Origin of the sequence: Amnibacterium soli, from assembly GCF_039544415.1 — a bacterium.
In the GTDB taxonomy this organism is placed as follows: domain Bacteria; phylum Actinomycetota; class Actinomycetes; order Actinomycetales; family Microbacteriaceae; genus Amnibacterium; species Amnibacterium soli.
This window is the reverse complement of the sequence record NZ_BAABLP010000001.1, coordinates 648,681-669,083: the sequence shown is the minus strand read 5'-3', so window position 1 is coordinate 669,083 and position 20,403 is coordinate 648,681. Positions and strand designations below refer to the sequence as shown.

20 protein-coding genes are annotated in these 20,403 nt (G+C 74.0%); 9 read left to right on the top strand and 11 right to left on the bottom strand.

The features are described from left to right. Positions 1-37 precede the first annotated feature (37 nt). The 5 genes from ABEA53_RS03305 to ABEA53_RS03285 all read left to right on the top strand — a co-directional run bounded on the left by ABEA53_RS03305 (position 38) and on the right by ABEA53_RS03285 (position 5,388). Entirely contained in the window at positions 38-175 is a 138-nt protein-coding gene (locus ABEA53_RS03305) for a hypothetical protein (protein ID WP_345479516.1), read from the top strand. Next, positions 172-648: a hypothetical protein gene (locus tag ABEA53_RS03300; protein WP_345479515.1), complete on the top strand. Its 477-nt coding sequence runs from the start codon at positions 172-174 to the stop codon at positions 646-648. Before ABEA53_RS03305 ends, ABEA53_RS03300 begins: the two co-directional genes overlap by 4 nt. Before the next feature lie 55 nt (positions 649-703). Next, positions 704-2,026, top strand: coding sequence for a maltokinase N-terminal cap-like domain-containing protein (locus ABEA53_RS03295; RefSeq protein ID WP_345479513.1), 1,323 nt, complete (start codon positions 704-706; stop codon positions 2,024-2,026). Then, complete coding sequence (locus ABEA53_RS03290; protein WP_345479512.1) at positions 2,023-4,116, top strand: S9 family peptidase; 2,094 nt, start codon at positions 2,023-2,025, stop codon at positions 4,114-4,116. The genes ABEA53_RS03295 and ABEA53_RS03290 overlap by 4 nt, the downstream gene beginning before the upstream one ends. A 138-nt stretch (positions 4,117-4,254) precedes the next feature. Then, positions 4,255-5,388, top strand: a complete 1,134-nt coding sequence (locus tag ABEA53_RS03285) for a glutathione-independent formaldehyde dehydrogenase (RefSeq protein ID WP_345479511.1) — start codon at positions 4,255-4,257, stop codon at positions 5,386-5,388. 58 nt (positions 5,389-5,446) lie between these two features. On the opposite strand, the gene ABEA53_RS03280 is transcribed toward ABEA53_RS03285, so the two are convergent. Both ABEA53_RS03280 and ABEA53_RS03275 read right to left on the bottom strand, forming a co-directional pair. After that, positions 5,447-6,178, bottom strand: a complete 732-nt coding sequence (locus tag ABEA53_RS03280; RefSeq protein WP_345479510.1) for a YidC/Oxa1 family membrane protein insertase — start codon at positions 6,176-6,178, stop codon at positions 5,447-5,449. A gap of 108 nt (positions 6,179-6,286) precedes the next feature. Next, positions 6,287-6,544, bottom strand: coding sequence for a DUF6412 domain-containing protein (locus ABEA53_RS03275; protein ID WP_345479509.1), 258 nt, complete (start codon positions 6,542-6,544; stop codon positions 6,287-6,289). A 93-nt stretch (positions 6,545-6,637) separates the two neighbouring features. Between ABEA53_RS03275 and ligD the strand changes: the two genes are divergently transcribed. Then, positions 6,638-7,603 carry a non-homologous end-joining DNA ligase gene (gene ligD / locus ABEA53_RS03270; RefSeq protein WP_345479508.1) on the top strand — a complete coding sequence of 322 codons (966 nt, stop codon included), beginning with the start codon at positions 6,638-6,640 and terminating at the stop codon, positions 7,601-7,603. A gap of 93 nt (positions 7,604-7,696) precedes the next feature. On the opposite strand, the gene ABEA53_RS03265 is transcribed toward ligD, so the two are convergent. Beyond that, complete coding sequence (locus ABEA53_RS03265; RefSeq protein ID WP_345479507.1) at positions 7,697-9,799, bottom strand: DEAD/DEAH box helicase; 2,103 nt, start codon at positions 9,797-9,799, stop codon at positions 7,697-7,699. 163 nt (positions 9,800-9,962) lie between these two features. Continuing rightward, positions 9,963-11,423 (bottom strand): FAD-dependent oxidoreductase, encoded by a 1,461-nt coding sequence (locus ABEA53_RS03260; protein WP_345479506.1) that lies wholly within the window; start codon positions 11,421-11,423, stop codon positions 9,963-9,965. A gap of 323 nt (positions 11,424-11,746) precedes the next feature. Between ABEA53_RS03260 and ABEA53_RS03255 the strand changes: the two genes are divergently transcribed. Further along, positions 11,747-12,742: a phosphodiesterase gene (locus ABEA53_RS03255; RefSeq protein WP_345479505.1), complete on the top strand. Its 996-nt coding sequence runs from the start codon at positions 11,747-11,749 to the stop codon at positions 12,740-12,742. Positions 12,743-13,007: 265 nt separating this feature from the next. On the opposite strand, the gene ABEA53_RS03250 is transcribed toward ABEA53_RS03255, so the two are convergent. Together ABEA53_RS03250 and ABEA53_RS03245 are read right to left on the bottom strand one after the other, a co-directional pair. Further along, the gene (locus ABEA53_RS03250) at positions 13,008-14,594 is read right to left on the bottom strand and encodes a stealth family protein (protein ID WP_345479504.1); all 1,587 of its coding nucleotides are present in this window, start codon (positions 14,592-14,594) and stop codon (positions 13,008-13,010) included. 164 nt (positions 14,595-14,758) lie between these two features. Next, the gene (locus tag ABEA53_RS03245) at positions 14,759-15,301 is read right to left on the bottom strand and encodes a GDSL-type esterase/lipase family protein (RefSeq protein ID WP_345479503.1); all 543 of its coding nucleotides are present in this window, start codon (positions 15,299-15,301) and stop codon (positions 14,759-14,761) included. Positions 15,302-15,361: 60 nt separating this feature from the next. Between ABEA53_RS03245 and deoC the strand changes: the two genes are divergently transcribed. After that, complete coding sequence (gene deoC / locus ABEA53_RS03240) at positions 15,362-16,087, top strand: deoxyribose-phosphate aldolase (protein ID WP_345479502.1); 726 nt, start codon at positions 15,362-15,364, stop codon at positions 16,085-16,087. A 25-nt stretch (positions 16,088-16,112) separates the two neighbouring features. Here deoC and ABEA53_RS03235 read toward each other — a convergent pair whose 3' ends face one another. Genes ABEA53_RS03235 through truB form a run of 4 tightly spaced genes read right to left on the bottom strand, consistent with a single transcriptional unit; the run spans position 16,113 to position 18,758 of the window. After that, entirely contained in the window at positions 16,113-17,048 is a 936-nt protein-coding gene (locus ABEA53_RS03235) for a bifunctional riboflavin kinase/FAD synthetase (protein ID WP_345479501.1), read from the bottom strand. A gap of 2 nt (positions 17,049-17,050) precedes the next feature. Next, positions 17,051-17,485 carry a hypothetical protein gene (locus tag ABEA53_RS03230; protein ID WP_345479500.1) on the bottom strand — a complete coding sequence of 145 codons (435 nt, stop codon included), beginning with the start codon at positions 17,483-17,485 and terminating at the stop codon, positions 17,051-17,053. A 44-nt stretch (positions 17,486-17,529) separates the two neighbouring features. Next, a complete protein-coding gene (locus tag ABEA53_RS03225; protein WP_345479499.1) occupies positions 17,530-17,898 on the bottom strand; it encodes a hypothetical protein in 369 nt (122 codons plus the stop codon). After that, positions 17,895-18,758, bottom strand: a complete 864-nt coding sequence (gene truB / locus ABEA53_RS03220) for a tRNA pseudouridine(55) synthase TruB (protein ID WP_345479498.1) — start codon at positions 18,756-18,758, stop codon at positions 17,895-17,897. Before truB ends, ABEA53_RS03225 begins: the two co-directional genes overlap by 4 nt. Before the next feature lie 39 nt (positions 18,759-18,797). On the opposite strand from truB, the gene ABEA53_RS03215 reads away from it, so the two are divergent. Then, entirely contained in the window at positions 18,798-19,793 is a 996-nt protein-coding gene (locus ABEA53_RS03215) for a ketopantoate reductase family protein (RefSeq protein WP_345479497.1), read from the top strand. On the opposite strand, the gene ABEA53_RS03210 is transcribed toward ABEA53_RS03215, so the two are convergent. Then, positions 19,794-20,381 (bottom strand): nucleoside/nucleotide kinase family protein, encoded by a 588-nt coding sequence (locus ABEA53_RS03210; RefSeq protein ID WP_345479496.1) that lies wholly within the window; start codon positions 20,379-20,381, stop codon positions 19,794-19,796. Positions 20,382-20,403 lie beyond the last annotated feature (22 nt).

Below are 20,403 nucleotides of genomic sequence, written 5' to 3'. Positions count from 1 at the left end.
CCCTCCCCGCGCCGCCCGCGCGGACTACCGTGGAGCCATGACGCGGCGCGACGCATCCGACGAGACGCCCTCCCTCGAGGAGGTCGAGCAGGACTTCAGCACGCCCGGCGACGCCGACCTGCGGCCCGCGGTGGACGAGGGCGGCGAGGCCATGCGCGATGAGGACCGTCCGTGAACGGCCGCTCCGTCGGCTGGGCGGTCTCCCTCGGGACGCTGCTCGCCGGCGCCGCGTTCGCCGCGGTGGTCCGCTCGCTGAGCGACGAGAACCGGCACCGCGCCGCCGACTCCGCGCAGCTGCTGCGCGAGCGCACCGTCGCCTCCGTGGCGCAGCTGCGCGAGCGCTCGTCCGAGACCGCGCAGGACCTGCGCGAGCAGTGGATCGACACCGCGCTCGAGGTCCGCGACCGCTGGACCACGACGGCGGAGGAGGTCCGGAACCGGGCCGTGGACACCGCCGAGGACTGGCGCGAGCGCTCGTCCGAGAACCTCGAGCGCCGCCTCCGCCAGGCCGCCGAGGCGCGCGACGAGTCCCTGGCGGACCTCGACGACGACGAGGACGCCGATGACCGCCCGGCCGACGCGGTCGAGGCGCCCGAGGAGGACACGCTGCGCGGCAGCAGCGCCTCCGCCCCGCCCTCCGGCGACTGATCCCGCGCGGTCGGACTGGGCGGGCCCACGGGCGGCGCTCGGTAGGTTCTCACCCATGGCCGACCCCGCGGTGATCACAGGCCCCTTCGACTCGTGGATCCCGGGCCAGCGCTGGTTCGCGAACTCGACGGGCGACGCGCTGTCGGTGGACGCCTCCCTCCCCCTGGCGGGCGGAGCGGAGATCCTCTTCGTGCGCGACGCGACGCCGGGCGCCGAGGCCGTCTACCAGGTGCCCTTCGTCTCCCGCCCGAGCGGCGAGGCCACCGAGCTGCTCGACGGTCCGCGCACCCCGGAGTTCGTGGCGGCGCTGCTGGACCTGCTGCTCGGCGGCGGCTCCGTCGGCGACGGGACCACGGGCGCGCAGGGCGTGCTGGTGGGCTGGAGCGGCGGCGCCCCTCGGCTGACGAGCGCCCGCGTGCTCTCCGGCGAGCAGTCGAACACCTCGATCATCGTCGAGGCCGAGCGCCCCGACGGCACGACCGCCGGCCTGATGGTGAAGGTGTTCCGCGCCCTGCACCACGGCGAGAACCCCGACGTCGTGCTGCAGTCGGTGATCGCGGCCGCCGGCTCGAAGCGGGTGCCCGCCACGCACGCCGCCCTCGTCGGGTCGTGGCCCGACCCCGCGGCGCCGGACGGCACGGCGCGCGGGCACCTCGCCGTCGCGCAGGAGTTCCTCGCCGACACGCGCGACGCCTGGCGCGTCGCCCTCGATGCGGCCCGCGCGGGCGAGGACTTCGCCGGACGCGCCCGCGACCTCGGCGCCGCCACCGCCGAGGTGCACCGCGTGCTCGCCGAGGCGCTGCCGACCGCGGAGGCGGACGACGCGGCCCGGGAGGCGGTGCTCTCGAGCATGCGGGCCCGCGCCGAGCGGGCCGCCGCCCTCGTCCCCTCGCTCGACGCCGCGCAGGACCGCATCGCGGCCGTGCTCGAGGCGGGCGTCCACGGCGACTGGCCGCTGCTGCAGCGCGTCCACGGCGACTACCACCTGGGCCAGGTGCTGCTGGTGCCGGACCGCGGCTGGGTGCTGCTCGACTTCGAGGGCGAGCCGCTTCGGCCGATGGCGGAGCGGAACCTCCCGACCTCGCGCTGCGCGACGTCGCCGGCATGCTGCGCTCCTTCGACTACGTCGCCGGCACCATCGCGAACGAGGGCGGCGACGCGGCGGCGGCCCGGGCGTGGGCCGACCAGGCGCGCGCGGCGTTCCTCGCCGGCTACGAGGCCGAGCTCGGCACCTCCCTCGCCCCGCACGCCTCGCTGCTCGCAGCGCTCGAGCTCGACAAGGCGCTGTACGAGTGCGTCTACGAGGCGCGGAACCGGCCGACCTGGCTCCCCATCCCCGAACTGGCCGTGCACCGGCTGCTGGAGGCCTGAAGCATGACCGTCGAACCCCTTCCCCCGCTCCCGGTCGCCGAGCGGCGCCCCTCGACGCGCACCCACCACGGCGACGCCGTGGTGGACCAGTACGAGTGGCTGCGCGACAAGGACGACCCGGCCGTGATCGCGCACCTCGAGGCGGAGAACGCGTACACGGACGCCCGCGTCGCCGGCCTCGAGCCGCTGCGGCAGGCGATCTTCGGCGAGATCAAGTCGCGCACGAAGGAGACGGACCTGTCGGTGCCGTCCCGCGAGGGCGACTGGTGGTACTTCAGCCGCACGGAGGAGGGCAAGCAGTACGCCCGGCACTGCCGCGCGCCCATCGCCTCCCCCGACGACTGGACCCCGCCGACGCTGTCGGACGACGTGCCCGGCGAGCAGGTCCTGCTCGACGACGACGTGGAGGCGGCGGGCCACGAGTTCTACTCGCTCGGCAGCTTCGACGTCTCCCCCGACGGCCGCCTGCTGCTGTGGGCCGTCGACACCGTGGGCGACGAGCGCTACGTGCTGCGCGTGAAGGACCTGACCACCGGCGAGGCGCTGCCCGACGTGATCGAGGGCACCATGCCCGGATCGCTGTTCGACGCGGACGGCGGCGGGATCTACTACACGACCTGCGACGAGGCGTGGCGGCCCGACACCGTGCGGCGCCACGCGCTCGGCTCGGCGGAGGAGGACGAGGTCCTCTTCACCGAGCCGGACGAGCGGTTCTGGGTCGGCGTGGGCATGACCCGCAGCCGCCGCTACATCGAGATCGGCGTCGGCTCGAAGGTCACGAGCGAGTCCCGGCTGCTCGACGTGCAGCACCCGGAGGCGGGGTTCCAGCTGGTCTGGCCGCGCGTCGAGGGCGTCGAGTACACGGTCGAGCACGCCGTCGTCGACGGCGCCGACCGCCTGCTGATCCTGCACAACGACGGCGCGGAGGACTTCGAGCTCGTCTCGGTCGACCCCGCCGATCCGCAGGGACCGCGGGACGTGCTGCTGCCCGGCACCACCGGGGTGCGGCTCGAGGAGGTCGACGCGTTCGAGCGGTTCGTCGCCGTCTCCTACCGCGAGGGCGGGCTCGCCCGCGTCGGGCTGCTGACGCCCGGCGGCATCGACGAGATCCGCTTCGACGAGCCCCTGTTCACCGCGGGCATCGGCTCGAACCCGGAGTGGGCCCAGCCGACGCTGCGCATCGGCTTCGGCTCCCTCATCACCCCCTCCACGGTCCTCGACCTGGACACCGTGACCGGCGTGCGGACGGTGCTGAAGCAGCAGCCCGTGCTGGGCGGCTACGACGCGTCGGCGTACCGCGAGCGCCGCGAGTGGGCGACCGCGGAGGACGGCACGCGCGTGCCGATCTCCGTCGTCGGCCGTGCGGACCTCATGGACGGCCGCGCCGAGCCCGCGCCGATGCTGCTCTACGGGTACGGCTCGTACGAGGCGAGCATCGACCCCTCGTTCTCGATCGCTCGACTCTCGCTGCTCGACCGCGGCGTGCTGTTCGCGATCGCGCACGTGCGCGGCGGCGGCGAGATGGGCCGGCACTGGTACGAGCAGGGCAAGACGCGCACCAAGCGCAACACCTTCACCGACTTCGTCGCCGCCGCACGGCACCTGGTCGAGCAGGGCTGGACCGCGCCCGACCGCCTGGTCGCCGAGGGCGCGAGCGCCGGCGGCCTGCTGATGGGCGCCGTCGCGAACCTCGCGCCCGAGCTGTTCGCCGGCATCCACGCGGGCGTGCCGTTCGTGGACCCGCTGACCTCGATCCTCGACCCGTCGCTGCCGCTGACCGTCATCGAGTGGGACGAGTGGGGCGACCCCCTCCACGACCCCGAGGTGTACGCGTACATGAAGTCGTACTCCCCCGTCGAGAACGTGGGCGACCACCCCTACCCGCGGCTGCTCGCCACCACGTCGTTGAACGACACCCGCGTGCTCTACGTGGAGCCCGCGAAGTGGGTCGCGCGGCTGCGGGAGGTCGGCGCCGACGTGCTGCTGAAGACCGAGATGAGCGCCGGCCACGGCGGCGTCTCCGGGCGCTACGCGGCCTGGCACGAGCGCGCGTTCGAGCTCGCCTGGATCCTCGACGTGCTGGGGCTCGCCGAGTAGCACGGCCGCCGCGAGCGGGCTGGGACCGCACTCAGCCCGCTCTTCCCGCGCATGCAGCCGATGCAGCGCCCGCGCGCAGGTGGTGCGCGCATCGTCGATGCGGCGCCGAACCGGGCGCCGCGACGAAAGGAATGCCGCATGCGCGCGCTCGTCTACCACGGCCCGAAGAACGTCACCATCGACGAGGTGCCGGACGCGAGGATCGAGGCGCCCACCGACGCCCTCGTGAGGATCACCACCACGAACATCTGCGGCAGCGACCTGCACATGTACGAGGGCCGCACCGACGTCGAGACCGGCAAGGTGCTCGGCCACGAGAACATGGGCGAGGTCATCGAGGTCGGCCAGGGCGTCGTCAAGGTGAAGGTCGGCGACATGGTCGTCCTGCCCTTCAACATCGCCTGCGGCTTCTGCAAGAACTGCACCGCCGGCCGCACCGGCTTCTGCCTCACGGTGAACCCGGGCAGCGCCGGAGGCGCCTACGGCTACGCCGACATGGGCCCGTACTCCGGCGGCCAGGCCGAGCTGCTGCGCGTCCCCTTCGCCGACTTCAACGCCCTCGTGCTCCCGGACGACGCGCGCGAGAAGGAGAAGGACTACACGATGCTGTCCGACATCCTGCCGACGGGCTACCACGGCACCGAGCTGGCGCAGGTCGGCATGGGCGACTCCGTCGTCATCTACGGCGCGGGGCCCGTCGGACTCATGGCCGCGATGTCGGCGCAGATCCGCGGTGCGGCGGAGGTGTTCGTGCTCGACCACCAGCCCGACCGCCTGAAGCTCGCGGAGCGGATCGGCGCGACGCCGATCGACGACAGCGACGGCAGCGGCGTGCAGCAGGTGCTCGACGCCACGAACGGCGAGGGCGCCGACAAGGGCGTGGAGGCGGTCGGCTACCAGGCGCACGACCACACCGGCGAGGAGAAGCCCGGCATCACGATCAACAGCCTCATCCAGGCGGTGCGTCCGACGGGTCGCATCGGCGTCGTCGGCGTCTTCGTGCCGCAGGACCCGAGCGCGTCCGACGAGCTCGCGCAGCAGGGCGAGTTCGCGATGGACTTCGGCACCTTCTTCTTCAAGGGCCAGACCATGGGCACCGGGCAGGCGAACGTGAAGCAGTACAACCGCGGCCTGCGGAACCTGATCCACCGCGACAAGGTGAACCCCGGCATCATCGTCAGCCACGAGCTGTCCCTCGACGAGGCGCCCGAGGGCTACCAGCACTTCGACGACCGCGAGAACGGCTGGACGAAGGTCCTCCTCCACCCCTGACGAGCGAGGACCGACGGCCGCGGGGACGCGCATCCCCGCGGCCGTCGGCGTATCGCGGCTAGGTGAGGCGGACGACGCGGGGCAGCACGAGCTGCTGGCCGAGCGTCCAGACGGCGGACCAGGCCCAGTAGGCGGTCACGCCGATCGGGAACGCGAGTCCCGTCGCCGCGGTGAGCAGCGGCAGGAGCAGCAGCACCCGCCCGCCGGGCACGGCCGGCGCACCGGCCGCGGCGAGGTGCTGCGTCGCGATCTGCGCACCGGCGGTGATCACCAGCAGCGCTCCCCCGACGACCGCGCCCGGCAGGCCGCCGCTCAGCGCCGTCGCCGCGAGCGGTGCGCCGAACGCGAGGGCGGCGGCGAACGACCCGAGCGCCGCGGGCCCGGTCGAGCGCGCCGCGTGCTCGAGCGCCTGGACGAGCGCGAGGAACAGCGGCACCTGGATCAGCAGCGGCAGGAACGCGCCGAACGGCGAGACCCCGTGCCGGCGGTGCAGGGCGGCGGTCTCCTGGGCGAACGCCTGCCGCGAGGCGACGTCGGTGCGGCCGCGGTAGCGCTCGCGGATCCGCGCGGCGTCCGGGGCGAGGGCACGCATCCGCAGCCCCGACCGGAACTGGCGCACGGCGAGCGGGAGCAGCGCGACGCGGACCGCGGCGACGAGCAGCGCGACGGCGACCAGCCACGTCCCTCCCGCCGCGGGATCGAGGCCGACGGCGGCGAGGGCGTCGTGGAGGAGGGTCAGGGCCGTCTCGACGAGCGAGCGGACGGGGGCGAGCGGATCGGGCAGGGACATGGGAGGCACCTTCAGCGGGGTCGACGGATCGGCCGTCCCGGACGGGACGCCGGATTTCCCCGGCCGAGCCGGGGCGTGCGCGCGGGATCCGCCGTTCGGCGGATCGGTTCAGCGCGTCGTGCCCGGCGCCCTCGCCCGCGGGTGCCCCTCGGCGTCCGGCGACGTGGCGCGCAGCAGCACCCGCAGCGACGGGAAGTCGGCGGCGGTGCTGCCCCTGCTGGGCGCGCTGGGCGGTGCCGATGCGGCGCGCAGCACGACCACGACCGCGAGCAGCGCGGTGACCAGGCCGGCGGCGAGCAGCGACTCGGCGCTCACCGCCTGCGGTCCCGCGAGCACGGCGAGCGCGCTGAGCAGCCCGGCGATCACCGCCTCACCCTAGAGCGCATCGCCGAGCACCGTCTCGTGGCGCGGTCACCTGCGCGGGTGCTGCTGCAGAGGCGTTCCGGGGTTCAATGGCCCATGGCCCGCGCAGCGTCCCCCTCCGTCGAGCTCGAGGTCGGAGCGCACCGCGTGCGCCTGTCGAACCCGGACCGCGTCTACTTCCCGGTGATCGGCGCGACGAAGCTCGACCTGGCCCGGTACTACCTCGCCGTCGGCGACGGGATCGTCCGGGCTCTGCAGGACCGGCCGTGCATGCTGCACCGCTATCCGACCGGGATCGAGGGCGAGAAGGTCCATCAGAAGCGCCTGCCGTTCGGGGCGCCGCCGTGGGTGCAGACCGTGGGGGTGCACTTCCCGCGCTACGACCGCACGGTGCAGGAGCTGTCCGTCCGCTCGCTCGCGGAGGTCGTGTGGGCGGTGCAGATGTCGACCGTCGAGTTCCACCCCTGGAACAGCAGGCGGGCCGATGTCGAGCGGCCGGACGAGTGGCGCATCGACCTGGACCCGATGCCCGAGTGCCCCTTCGACCGCGTCCGACGGGTGGCGCACGTCGTCCACGAGGTGCTCGACGAGCTGGGCGCGACCGGCTGGCCGAAGACCTCCGGCGGCGACGGGCTGCACGTGTACGTCCGCATCCGGCCCGAGCACGGGTTCGCGGACGTGCGGAGGGCGGCGCTCGCGTTCGCGCGGGAGGTGCAGCGGCGCGCGCCCGGCGACGCAACGACGACCTGGTGGCGCCGGGATCGCGACCCCGCCGCCGTCTTCGTCGACTTCAACCAGAACGCGCGGGACCACACGATCGCGAGCGCCTACTCCATCCGGGGCGTCCCGGAGGCGACGGTGTCCACGCCGATCCGCTGGGACGAGGTGGACGACGTCGAACCGCGCGAGCTGACCATCAGGACCGTGCCCGCCCGGTTCGCCGCGCTGGGCGACCTGCACGCCGACATCGACGACGCCGTGTTCGACATCGCTCCGCTGCTCGCCTGGGCGGACCGCGACGAGCGCGCCGGCGCCGAGACCCCTCCCGAGGCGGAGGACTGAGCCGCTCGCGCGGAGCGCGTCGCGCGGTCGCTGCGGCGTCGCGCGGTCCGCATGCGCACCGCGCGACGCCACGGCTGCCGCGGACGTCCCGGCTCAGAGCTTGAGCGCGTCCTTGAGGATGTTCACGAGGGCGTCGAGCTGGACGCTCGTCTCCTGCGCGACCTCGCTGTCGTCGCCGTCGAGGGCGCGCGCCGCGAGGGACGCCTTGGAGTCGACGAGCTCGGCGATCCGGGCGTCGATGGTGTGCGCGGCGATGATGCGCCACGCGGTCACCGGCTCGGACTGGCCGATGCGGTGCGTGCGGTCGATGGCCTGCTGCTGCTCGGCTGCGGTCCACGACAGCTCGGCGAGCACGACGTTGGAGGCGACCTGCAGGTTGATGCCGACGCCCGCCGCGGACAGCGAGCAGACGATGGCCTTCGTCTTCTTGTCGTGCAGGAACGAGTCGACCGCGCGCTCGCGGGCGGCCGCGGTCTGGTCGCCGCGGATCGACACGGACTTGATGTCGCGGCGCGCGAACAGCCCCTCCGCCTGGTCCATCACGTCGATGTGCTTCGCGAAGAACACGACCTTGCCGGTCGAGCGCGCGAGCTGGGTCGCGTAGTCCGCCGCCAGCGCCGCCTTCGCGGAGCCGATCTTGCGGATCATCGTGAAGATGTTCTCGCCGGTGGTCGCGCTGCGCGACTCCTCCAGCTCCTGCTGCGCGATGAGGCGCACGAGCTGCATCTTCTGGTCGAACGTCTCGGGCTTGCGTCCCGCGGCGAGCGACCGGTAGCGCTGCACGAGGCGCTGCTGCAGCTCGCGCTCGGCCTTCTGGATCGAGCGGCCGGCCTCGTCGTCGAGCTCGACGGGCAGGTCGACGACCCGCTTCGCCGGCAGGTCCGCCGCGACGTCGATCTTGCGGCGGCGCACGAAGCCGAGGTCGATGACGGCCTGGCGCGCCTCGGCGAGGAAGCCGGGCTCTGCCGGCGACAGGCCGGTCTCCTCGAGCCGGGCCATCAGCTCGGGCAGCGGCTTCGTCTCGTCGATCCAGCCGAGGAACTGCCAGATGGCCTTGAAGTCCTCGGTGCTGTTGATGACCGGTGTGCCGGTCAGCGCCATCAGGAGGGGGTCGCTGCGGCGCTCGCGGAGCGCGGCGGCGAGCGAGAGCACGAGCTTGGAGCGCTGCGCCGAGTGGTTCTTGATGAAGTGCGCCTCGTCGACGACCATGCCCTTGAAGCCGAGCGTCTTCAGCCACCCGCTGTGGCGGTCGAGGACCTCGTAGTTCACGATCACGACGTCCGCGAAGGCGTCGAGGTCCGCGCCGTCGCCGTGGATGACGGTCGCGGTGCGGTTCGGGATCCACCGCTGCACCTCGCGGGCCCAGTTCATCTTCACGACGTTCGGCACGACCGCGAGCAGCGGGAACGCGTCGGCGACGGACGCGGCGATCAGGCTCTGCGCCGTCTTGCCGAGGCCCGGCTCGTCGGCGAGCAGGAAGGTGCGGTGCCCGCGCGCGACGGCCTCGATGAACTCGGCCTGGTGGTGCATCAGCTCCGAGCCGGCGGGCGCCCAGCGGGGCTTCGCCGGGGCGTCGGGCAGCTCCATGCTGGTGACGCCGCCGCCTCCGGTCTCGAACGCCTTGAACAGCGGCCCGAGCAGCTCCCAGTTCGCCAGGCGGCGCGTGAGGTGCGGCTGGCGCCCGATGCCGAAGTCCGGCGGCAGGAACGGGTTCGCGAGCTGACGGGCCCGCACCGAGACCGGCGTCACCTGGCGCTCGGCGAACGGGTCGGCGACCGCGGGCGCGGCCTGCTCCTCCTCCGCGGGCACCTCGTATCCGGCCTCCTGCAGCATGCGCCGGCGCAGCGTGCGGGCACCGTCGGTCTGCGCGTGGCCGGGCTCGAGCAGCGTGATCAGCGAGGTGTCGCGGGCCGCCGTCTTCGCGAGGATGGTCGCGACGCCGTCGAGGCGCTTGAGCGTCTCTGCTCTGGCCTCCTCGCCGAGCTCGGGGTCGGTCTTCGCGCGCGCCCGCTCCTCGCGGACGAGCAGGGCGATCACCTGGAACTTCGTCCTACCGGAGGGGCTGACGGGACCGCGGGACGCGGACGTCTCGACCTCGCGGACCGCCCGCGCGAGCACGGGGATCAGTCCGGTGTTGTCGAAGGCGCCCTTGCGGGGCGAGCGGGACCGCGTGGGGGTCGCCGTGGATCGAACCAAGTGGGTCTCCAGAACTGGCCGTCCGCGCGGACGAGAGCCGCGGCGTCGCCGCGGGCGCTGAACGAAAGGGGAACGGTGCTGCCGGGGCGTGCGGATCGGGCGGACGACGCCGGATCCGGATGGGGCCGCGGCCTGCAGCGCCCACAGTGTACCGCGGATGGGGTCAGGAGAGGTTCGCGGCCTCCGGCGCGCCGGGCGTCGGGACCACGGGCAGCGCGCCCCGGGCGCCGCCCTCGAGCACGGTGCCGCCGACGTCGAAGCGGCTGCCGCACACCGGGCAGTCCCAGCTGGTCTCGAGGTCGTTCCACCGCACGACGCCGCCGGCGCGGGTGCACGACGCGGACACGCTGCGCAGCACGCCGCCGGTGAGGCTCGTCGCGACCGGGCCGTCGTCGGTGCGGTGCACCACGCCCTGCCCCTCCCGCAGCAGCGGCAGGTCCGCGGGCGCGAGCCGGCGGAACCCGGCGACCCGCTCGGTCGCGGCGCGCACGTCGCCCACCAGGCCGATGCCCTGGCTGGCCGGCCGCGTGACGCGGTGGCTGATCGTCGTCGCCCAGCGCGGCTGCGACCGGGACAGGAGGTCGTTGCTGATCCGGATCCCGGCGGCGGCGCCCTGGGTGAGGCCCCACCCGTCGAAGCCGGACGCGAACGACACGGCGCCGCCGGTGCGGGGCAGGCGCCCGACGAACGCGATCGGGTTGAAGGGGCGGTAGTCCTGGCCGCTCCAGGCGTCGGTGCGCACGAGGTCGGGGACGACGCCGCGGAGCACCGCCTCCACGAGGTCCGCCCGTCGCAGCTCGGAGCCGCCCGTGCCGGTCCGGTGCGCCTGGCCGACCGCGACGACGTGCCCGTCCGGGTCCGCGGCGACGGTCGTGCTGCCGTCGGGACCGAGCGCCGTGACGATCGGGAGGTCCGGGGCGGCGGTCGTGCCCCCGACCGCGACCATGCGGAACGCGGCGGTCTTCAGCGCGTACAGCCCCCGGTCGAGGATCGGCGTGCCGGTGGCGAGCACGACGTGACGGCCCGCGTACTCCGCGGAGCCGGTCTCCACGACGCTGGTGCCGCGCGGGCGCACCCGCACGTCGACGACGCGCTCCCGCTCGACGATGCGCACCCCCGCCTCCGCCGCGGCGATCGCGAGGGCGCTCAGCAGGCGGGCGGGGTCGACGCGGATCTGGTCCTGCAGGCGCACGGCGCCGTGGTGGGCGAAGGGCAGCGCGTCGGCGCGCTGCAGCTTCTCGAGCTTCAGACCCGCCCGGTGCGCGGCGAGGTGCTCGTCGTCGATGCGGGCGGCGCCCTCCGGCCGGGAGGCAGCGAGGTACGCGTCGCGCCGCTCGTGCGGGGTGCCGGAGGTCTCGAGCACGCCCGCGAGCAGCGCGAACCCGTCCGCGTTCATCGCGCGGTAGGCGGCGGCGTTCTTGCGCGCGGTCTCGCCCCGCATCCGGCGGTAGGCCGTGCCGTGCAGCTCGCTCACGATCCCGAGCGACCGCCCCGAGGATCCCCCGCCGACCGGCTCGGCGGTGACCACGACCACCTCGTGCCCTCCGCGAGCGAGCAGGAGGGCCGTGGTGAGGCCGACGACGCCGGCACCCACCACCACGTCGTCGACCACGTCCGAGGGCATGGGGAGACGCTATCCGGGCCGCCTTCGGACGGGATGAGGCGGCCCGCCGCCGAGCGGGATCGACACAGGCGCCGCCCACCGTCCGCGCACGCCCCGCCGGGCGTCGTTCCAGGCCGTCGGCGGACGATCCACGGCGATCGCGCACCGGCACGCGGCGCTCCGTGCACCTGCGCCGCCGGATTCCCGACCCGCTGGCGCGGGTGCTCGACACCGCGTTCAGCCCGACGACGATGCCTGTTCAGACGCCGTCCATTCGGGGGGCCGCGGGGCGTCCTCCCCCGCGAGTAGCTTGTGCCGCCACAGCCAGGAAAGCGAGATACGTCTTGTCCACTCGAGGCGCCGAAGGTTCCGATACGACCCGCACGGCGGAGCACGCCCGCCCGGATCACTTCCTGCTGCACCTGAGCGACACGCACCTGCTCGTGCCCGGCGGCCGGCTGTACGACGCGATCGCCCCCGAGCGCAGCCTGCGGCGGATCTTCGCCGACCTGGAGGCGTCGGGCACGCGGCCCGAGGCCATCGTCTTCACCGGGGACCTCGCGGACCACGGGGACCCCGAGGCGTACCGCCTCCTGCGCTCCATCGTCGAGCCCGCCGCCGAGCGCCTCGGCGCGCAGGTCATCTGGTGCATGGGCAACCACGACGACCGCGCGACCTTCCGCCGCGAGCTGTTCGGGCAGGCGCGCAACCGCCGCCCCGTCGACCGCGTCTACGACGTGCACGGCCTCCGCGTGATCACCATGGACACCTCCGTGCCGGGCCACCACCACGGCGAGCTCACGGGCGCGCAGCTCGACTGGCTCGCGGAGGAGCTCGCCTCCCCCGCGCCGCACGGCACGATCCTCGCGCTGCACCACCCGCCGCTGCCCTGCATCCAGGACCTCGCGGTGATGGTCGAGCTGCGCGACCAGGCCGGCCTGCGCGAGGTGCTCGAGGGCAGCGACGTCCGGTCGATCCTCGCCGGCCACGTCCACTTCTCCACGAGCGGCACCTTCGCCGGCATCCCGGTCTCCGTCGCGTCCGCGACCTGCTACACGCAGGACCTGACCGGGGAGGCGCGGGGCACGCGGCCGCAGGACGGCAACCAGTCGTACAACCTCGTGCACGTGTACGACGAGCTGGTCCTGCACTCGGTCGTGCCCGTCGCGGCGGGCGTCACGATGTCGCAGACCTCGGCGGCCGACAGCGCCGCGGTGCTCGCCGCGCACGGCGTGACCGTGCCCGAGCCGATGAACGCCCACCTCCCCTCCCGCCGCTTCGACCGCGTCGACGAGGAGCTCGAGGCCCTCACCTCCCCCATCTCGATCATCCGCGACTGACCCGCTGGCCGGCCGGGTCCCGCGGCTCGCGGGACGGCGCCGGGCGGAGCAGCGCACGGGTCCGCCCGCAGGGCGCTCGCAGTTGCGCAGCCCGGTCCCAGTTGCGCAGGAGCGCTTGCGCGCATCTGGGACTGGAGTGCGCAGATGCGGGGGCAGGGGTCGGCACGCACTCGCCAGCGCACCCGGAGTTGCGCGGCCTGGTCGCAGTTGCGCGCGAGCGCTCGCGTACGACTGGGACTGGAGCGCGCAACTGCGCGCGAGCGGGTCAGCCGGCCTGGGCGGGGGCTGCGTCGGCGCCGTCGAGGCGCTCCCACGGCGCGGGCAGCGGGAAGTAGCGCTCGAGGAAGTCGGTGACCTTCTTCGCGCGGACGTCGGGGGCGACCTCCGGGAAGCTGCCGTCGTTCAGGCAGAAGAAGTCGAAGTCGCGGCGCTTCCCGAGCCGCTTCAGCAGCCCGAGGCCCTTGTGCGTCGTGGTGTCGACGTAGAGCACCGACGAGTCGGTGTTCTGGATCGAGCGCCCGGTGAGCAGCGCGTAGTAGTGGTACAGGCTGTTGGTGACGGAGATGTTGTCCTTCGCGCGGAAGGGGCTCGACGCGGTCGCGGTGAACTCCGCCGCGAAGACCTGCTCCATCTCCTCGATGACCGACTTGGTCAGCGGCGTCGCCGCGTGCTCGAGGTGCCGGGTGATCACCCGTCCGAAGCGCTCGCGCAGCAGCGCCCGGTTGACGCGCGCCGAGTTCTCGAAGCCGCTGCGGGCCGGGTCGTTGTCGCCCAGGCCGATGCGGGTGTCCGCCTCGATGAACCGGCTGATGCCGCCCGGCGAGAAGAACACCTCCGGCCGCAGGGGCCGGCCGACGAACATGTCGTCGTTCGAGTAGATGAAGTGGTCGGACAGCCCGTCGATGCGGTGCAGCTGCGCCTCGACGGCCTGCGAGTTGTGGGTCGGCAGCACGGACGGGTCGCGGAAGAACTCCTCGCTCCGCACGACGCGCACCTTCGGGTGGTCGGCGAGCCAGGCGGGCGCCTTCGAGTCCGTCGCGATGTAGATCGTGCGGACCCACGGCATGTAGGTGTGCACCGAGCGGAGCGCGTACCGCAGCTCGTCGATCTGGCGGTACCGCGCCTCGGAGTCGTCGCCCTCGCCCACGACGTAGGAGGCCATGCGGCGGGCGCGGGCCCGCTGCCACTCCTTGTCGGTGCCGTCGACCCACGAGAAGACCATGTCGACCGGGAAGGTGACGTCGGAGACGAGGTCCGTGAACATGTCGCGGATCGTCGACCAGATGCGGCCGTACCGCTCCGTCGTGTCCGGGAGGACGTCCGCGGTGATGAATCGCCGGCGGGTCAGGGCGTTCGGGGCGGGCACCCGCACCTCGGCGCCCTGGCGTACCCAGAACTCGAAGCGGACGCCGTTCTCGGGCTCCGCGTGCAGCACGCCCGCGGCATCGACGCGCGGGCGGAACAGGGACAGGAGGCGGTCGGTGCGGGAGGGGGCGACGTCGCCGTCGGCGATCAGCACCGTCTCGTCGCGCGGCTGCAGGTTGCGCTTCAGCGCGGCGGAGAGGAAGGGCTCGTCGGCGCAGGCGGCCACCAGCGCCCGGGTGACGGCGAGGCGCTCGGTCTCGTCGGCCACGAGGATCGGGCGGTGCGCGTCGTCGCGCACGAGGAGGTACTCGATGTCGGCGGCGTCGAGCGCCTCGGCGAGGAAGAGCAGGTCGGCGATGCGCGCCTCGCTCGGCGTCTCCCGACGGCCGCTGAGGGCGAGGACGCCGCCGACCTCGGTCACATCGGCGCGGGAGCGGATCCTCGACGCCGGGCTCTGAAGGGGTCGCAGCTTCGAGCGCGCAGCCATGGCGGGTCCCCCTCGTGAGGTCGTGGAGCTCTGCTGAGAAGTCCTCCAGCCGCGGACGATGCGGCGTCGTGTGAGCACCCGGGACGGGCGCCATCGCTGATGCTAGCGGTCGCGTGTTTCCAGCGGGAAGCCGTCGCGCGTGCGGCGCGGCGGGCGGGTCCTCGTCAGCCGACGACGCCGCGCAGCTGCTCGACCCAGGCGTCGTAGCCGGCGTCGGTGAGGTGCAGGCGGTCGGTCGTGAGATCCGCGCGCAGCTCGCCGTCCTCCTCCGCGAAGGACGGCCAGAGGTCGACGAAGTCGGCCTTCACGGTCGGCGCGAACTGGCGCACGTGGATGTTCACCTCGCGGATCCAGTCGGCGCGCTCCCGCTCGCGGGGCAGCACCGAGCAGACGAGCAGGTGCGCGTCGGGCAGCTCGTGGCGCAGCTGGAACAGGATGTCCTCGAGGCCGCGCACGACCTGCTCGACGGTCGCGCGGCGCGACTCGTTCGTGCCCGCCATCACGACGACGGTCGACGGCTTCGCGGTGACCACCTCGTCGATGCGGGCGGCGACGTCCGCGGTCGTGTCCCCGGTCCTGCCCGCGTTGATCACCTGGCGGTCGGGGAACGCCTCCTCCCACGGACCGGCCTCGGTGAGGCTGTCGCCGAGCAGGAGGAGCGGCCCCGTCGGCGTGCGGTCGGACGCGGTGTCTTCGGAGTCGCTCACCCGGTCAGGGTAGGGGGCCGCCCTGAGGAGGCCAAACGATCCCGCGTACCCTCGTGGACCGTGCAGCAGCAGGAGACCCCCACCGTCGAGTCCATCGCCGCCCTCGTCGACCACGCGATCCTGAAGCCCGAGCTGACCGACGACGACGTCGCGGCCGACCTCGACCTCGCGGGGCGCTGGGGCGTCTTCAGCGTCTGCGTGCGCCCCTCCGACATCGCCCGCTCGGTCGCGCGGCTGGACGGCACGGGCGTCGCCACGGGCACCGTGATCGGGTTCCCGCACGGCACGACGTCGACCGCGGCGAAGACCGCGGAGAGCCGCCGGGCGCTGGAGGACGGCGCGAGCGAGCTCGACATGGTGCTGCACATCGGCCGCCTGCGCAGCGGCGACCTCGCCGCCGTCACGGACGACGTCGCGGCGGTCGTCGCCGTCGCCGAGGGGCGCGTCGTCAAGGTGATTCTCGAGACCGCCTACCTCTCCGACGAGCAGGTCGTCGCTGGCTCGAAGGCGGCGGAGGCGGGCGGCGCCTCCTTCGTGAAGACGTCGACCGGGTTCGCGGGCGGCGGCGCGACCATGCACCACCTGCGCCTCATGCGCGACGCGGTCTCCCCCGCCGTCCGCATCAAGGCGTCGGGCGGCGTGCGCGGCCTCGCCACCCTGCTCGAGATGCGCGCGATCGGCGTCGACCGCTTCGGCACCAGCGCGACCGAGACGATCCTCACCGACGTGCAGCGCCTCGCGGAGACGGGCACCGCCTCCGGCGCGTCCGACGCGAGCTCCTACTGATCTCCCGTTCCGCAGGAGCGGAGGGTCAGCCGACGAGGGTGCGGACCTGGGCGACGTCGACGGCCATCTGGGCGATCAGGGGCTCGATGCCCTCGTAGGCGACCTGGCCCCGGATGCGGTGCGTGAACTCGACGTCGACGACGTGCCCGTACAGGTCGAGGGTGCGGTCGAGCACGTACGCCTCGACCTGCTTCGGCGGCACGCCCTCGAACGTCGGGTTGCTGCCCACCGAGATCGCCGCCGGGTAGACCGCCGGCGGCGCCATCGACCGGTCCACCAGGCGCCCCGCGTACACGCCGTCGGCGGGGATCATCCCGTCCGACTCCTGGTCCAGGTTCGCGGTCGGGTAGCCGAGCTCGCGACCGCGGTGCGCGCCGTGCACGACCTCGCCGCGGACGGCGGGCGGACGGCCGAGCAGCTCCGCCGCCTCCTCGATCGCGCCGGCGCCGAGCAGCTCGCGGATCCAGGTGGAGGAGACGCGGCGCGACGCCCGCGTGACCTGCTGCTGCACCTGCACGGTGAACCCGCGCTCGGGGCCCATCCGCTCGAGCAGGGCGACGTCGCCGCGGCCGTAGTGCCCGAAGCGGAAGTCGTCGCCGACGAGCAGCCGCTTCGTGCCGAGCGGGCCGATCAGGACCGAGTCGACGAAGGTCTCCGGCTCGAGCGAGGCGAGCGCCTCGTCGAACCGCAGCACGACGGTCGCCGCGACCCCGACGGACTCGAGCAGCTCGAGCTTCTGGTCGAGGCCGACGAGCGGCGGCGGGCACTTGTCGGGCCGCAGCAGCCGCAGCGGGTTGCGGTCGAACGTCACCACGACGGGCAGCAGGTCGTCGCCGGCGAGCGCGAGCAGGTCGTCGATGATCACCCGGTGGCCGGTGTGCAGGCCGTCGAACTTGCCGATGGTGACGGCGGAGGGGCCGAAGCCCTCCGGCACCGACTCGACGCCCGAGAAGATCCGCATGCTCACGCCTCCTTCGCGAAGACGGCCCGCTGGCTGCGCAGGAACAGCAGCCCCAGGATCGGCAGGGCGAGCGGGATCAGCAGGTACTCGAGCCCGAAGTAGGCCCACACGGTGCTGCGGTCGCCGGAGAACGGGAACAGCGACAGGTCGACGACCGACAGCGCCCCGACCACGAGCACGCCGACGAGCTCGATGGTGATCGCGATCTGCGCCACGCGGAACGCCGGACGTCCGGGCGTGACCAGGGCGATCGTCGCGATCAGGTAGACGATGCCGGCGAACAGCGACAGGAGGTAGGCGAGCGGCGCCACGGAGAAGTGGGAGACGATCTCGAAGATGCTCCGCGCGAGCGCCGCGATGGTCATGATGAAGTAGAAGACGATCAGCGTGCGACCGGCGCCGCTGGTCTTCGGCCGGGCGGTTCGGGTCTCGGTCATCGCCCGACGATCCTCCCACGCGGCCGACGGCCGCTCGTGCGGGATCAGGCGCCCTGCACGGTCCAGATGATCTGCATCCGGACGAACATCACGGCCACCGCGAAGCAGGCGATCCCGACCACCACGACGGACCACCGCGTCCGTTCCGTCAGCGCCCAGAAGATCGCGGCGGGCGGGATGATCAGCGCCGAGATCAGGTAGGCGTAGAACTCGACGGGGTTGCCGGTGGGCTCGTTGCCCGTGAAGGGCGCGACGATCGCGATCACGAGCTGGGCGAGCAGCAGCAGCTCGACCAGGGCCGGGCCGGCGAGGGAGAGGTCGGAGGGCTTGCGGCCGGCGAGCCCCAGCGCGACCCCGAGCACCGCGGCGATCGCGGCCACGACGACGGCGGCCGTGGTGAAGCCGGCGATCACGGGGCGACCTGCTCGGGCGGGAGGTTCATGAGCACGCGCGTGCGGCCCGCGGCCACCTCGACGAGCCCGATGAGCACGCCGTCGGCGAGCGCGGCGACGACGGGGGCGTCGGGCAGCTCCGTCGGCAGCCGCTTCCCCTGCTGCAGCGCGATGCGCTGCGCGTCGTCGAGGTGCAGGACCGGGAAGAGCGCCTCGGCGACCGCAGCGGGGCTGCGCAGCGCGAGGGGCTCCTCCAGCGGCGGCGCGTCGGCGACGTCGAACGGGCCGACGCGGGTCCGCCGCAGCGCGGTGAGGTGCCCGCCGACGCCGAGCGCGGCGCCGAGGTCGCGGGCGAGGGCGCGGATGTACGTGCCGGAGGAGCAGTCGACCACGACGTCGAGCTCGTCGTCGCGCACCGCCAGGACCTCGAACCGGCGGATCGTCACCCGCCTCGACGGCAGGTCGACCGCCTCGCCCGCCCGCACCAGCTCGTGCGCCCGGCGGCCGTCGACGTGCACGGCGCTGACGGAGGAGGGCACCTGGTCGATCGCGCCGGTCAGCGCGGCGACCTCCTGCGGGATGCGGGCGCGCACCGCCTCCGTGACCGTCGCGGGCTCGCCGACCGGCGTCCCCTCCGCGTCGTCGGTCGTCGTGGCGGTGCCGAGCCGGATCGTCGCCTCGTACGTCTTGTCGAGCCCGACCAGGTAGGTCAGCAACCGGGTCGCGCCGTTCACGCCGAGGATCATCAGCCCGCTCGCGGCCGGGTCGAGCGTGCCCGCGTGGCCGACCCGGCGCGTGCCGGCGAGGCGACGCGTGCGCTGCACGAGGTCGTGGGAGGTCGGGCCGAGCGGCTTGTCCAGGAGGAGGAGGCCGGTCGTCACCCCTCCATCGTCCCATCCGCGACTGCCTACGCTCTCCTCGTGCGGATCGGCATCATCGGCGCCGGAGCGCTCGGCGGCACCTTCGCGGCCCTGCTCGACCGGGCGGGCCACGAGGTCGTGGTGACCGCCCGCGGCGCGCAGCTCGACGCGATCCGCGAGCACGGGCTGCGGCTCGAGGGCGGCTACGGCGACGCGCTCGCCCGCATCGCGGCGCTGCCGGCGCTCGCCGAACCGCCGGAGCTCGCATTCCTCGCGGTCAAGGCGCAGGACGCGGCGTCGGCGGCCGCGCAGAACGCCGCCGCGCTGGCGGGGGTGCCCGTCGTCGTGGTGCAGAACGGGGTGCGCGGCCCGCAGGCGCTGCGGGAGGCGCTGCCGGACTCGCCGCTGATCGGCGCGGCCTCGATGATCGCGGCCTCCTACCTCTCCCCCGGCGTCGTCACGGTCACGGCCCCGGGCGTCACCGTGCTGGCGCGCGACTCCGCCTCCGACACGGCGCTGCGGACCGCTGCGGACCTGCTCGGGTCGGTCGTCGCGGTGCGCACCGCGCCCGACCTGGCGGGCGTGCAGTGGTCGAAGCTCGTGGTCAACCAGCTGAACGCGGCGCCCGCCGTCACCGGGATCGGACTGCAGGAGGCGCTGCGCTCGGCCCCGCTCACGGCCGCGGTCGCCGCGGCGATGCGGGAGACGATCCGCGTCGCCCGCGCCGACGGGGTGCGGCTCACGGGCCTGCCCGCGCTCTCCCCCGGCCTGCTGCGGACATTGCTGCTGCTGCCGCTGCCGCTCGCCGCCCGCGTGCTGCGGCGCGGGGTGCTGCAGCGCATGGGCGACGTGCCGAATCCGGGCAGCACGCTGCAGAGCATCCGCCGCGGCCGGCCGAGCGAGATCGACCACCTGTCGGGCGCCGTCGTCGAGGCCGGGCAGCGCCTCGGCGTGCCCACCCCGGTCAACCGCCGGATCGTGGAGCTGGTGCACCGGATCGAGGCGACCGGCGGCTTCCTGCCGCCCGACGAGGCCGGGAGGCGGCTGGTGGGCTGATCAGCAGGCGTCCTCGAACCGGCGGCGCGGGTGGGCGGCGTCGGCGAGGTCGAACGACGCGTTCGCCAGCTTGCGGGCGTCGAGACGGCGGAACGCCAGGTCGACGAGCGCGGTCCAGGGGGCGAGGTCGACGCCGGGCAGCCGTGCCCCGTCTCGCTCGAGCGCCGCCGCCCGCGGGACCTGCAGCCAGGCGCTGGTGTGCCAGACGCCCGCGAGGTCGCCGAAGTGCAGGAACGGGCCGGACACGACCAGGACCGCGCGGTCCGCCTCCAGCCCGTCCAGCCCGCCCCGCCGGTAGGGCGTCAGCACGTCGGCCCGGAAGCCGGCCTCGTCGAAGAACCGCTCGGGCGTCGTGGCGTCCGGCAGCGCGAAGCGGCCCATCGGCACGGCGCGCGCCGGCACCCCCTCCGCCTGCACCGCCGCGGCGAGGTCGGCGGCGAACGCCTCCCGGCCGGACGGCTGCTCGCCGGCGGCCGGGTGCTCGATCCCGTCGAGGCCGACGACGAGCCGGCCGCGCGGGTGCACGTCGAGGATCTCGCGGGCGTACTCGGCGATCACGTCGGCCCGCTCGGGCTGCCATCGGGCCATGCCTGCGACGGTAGCCGCCTAC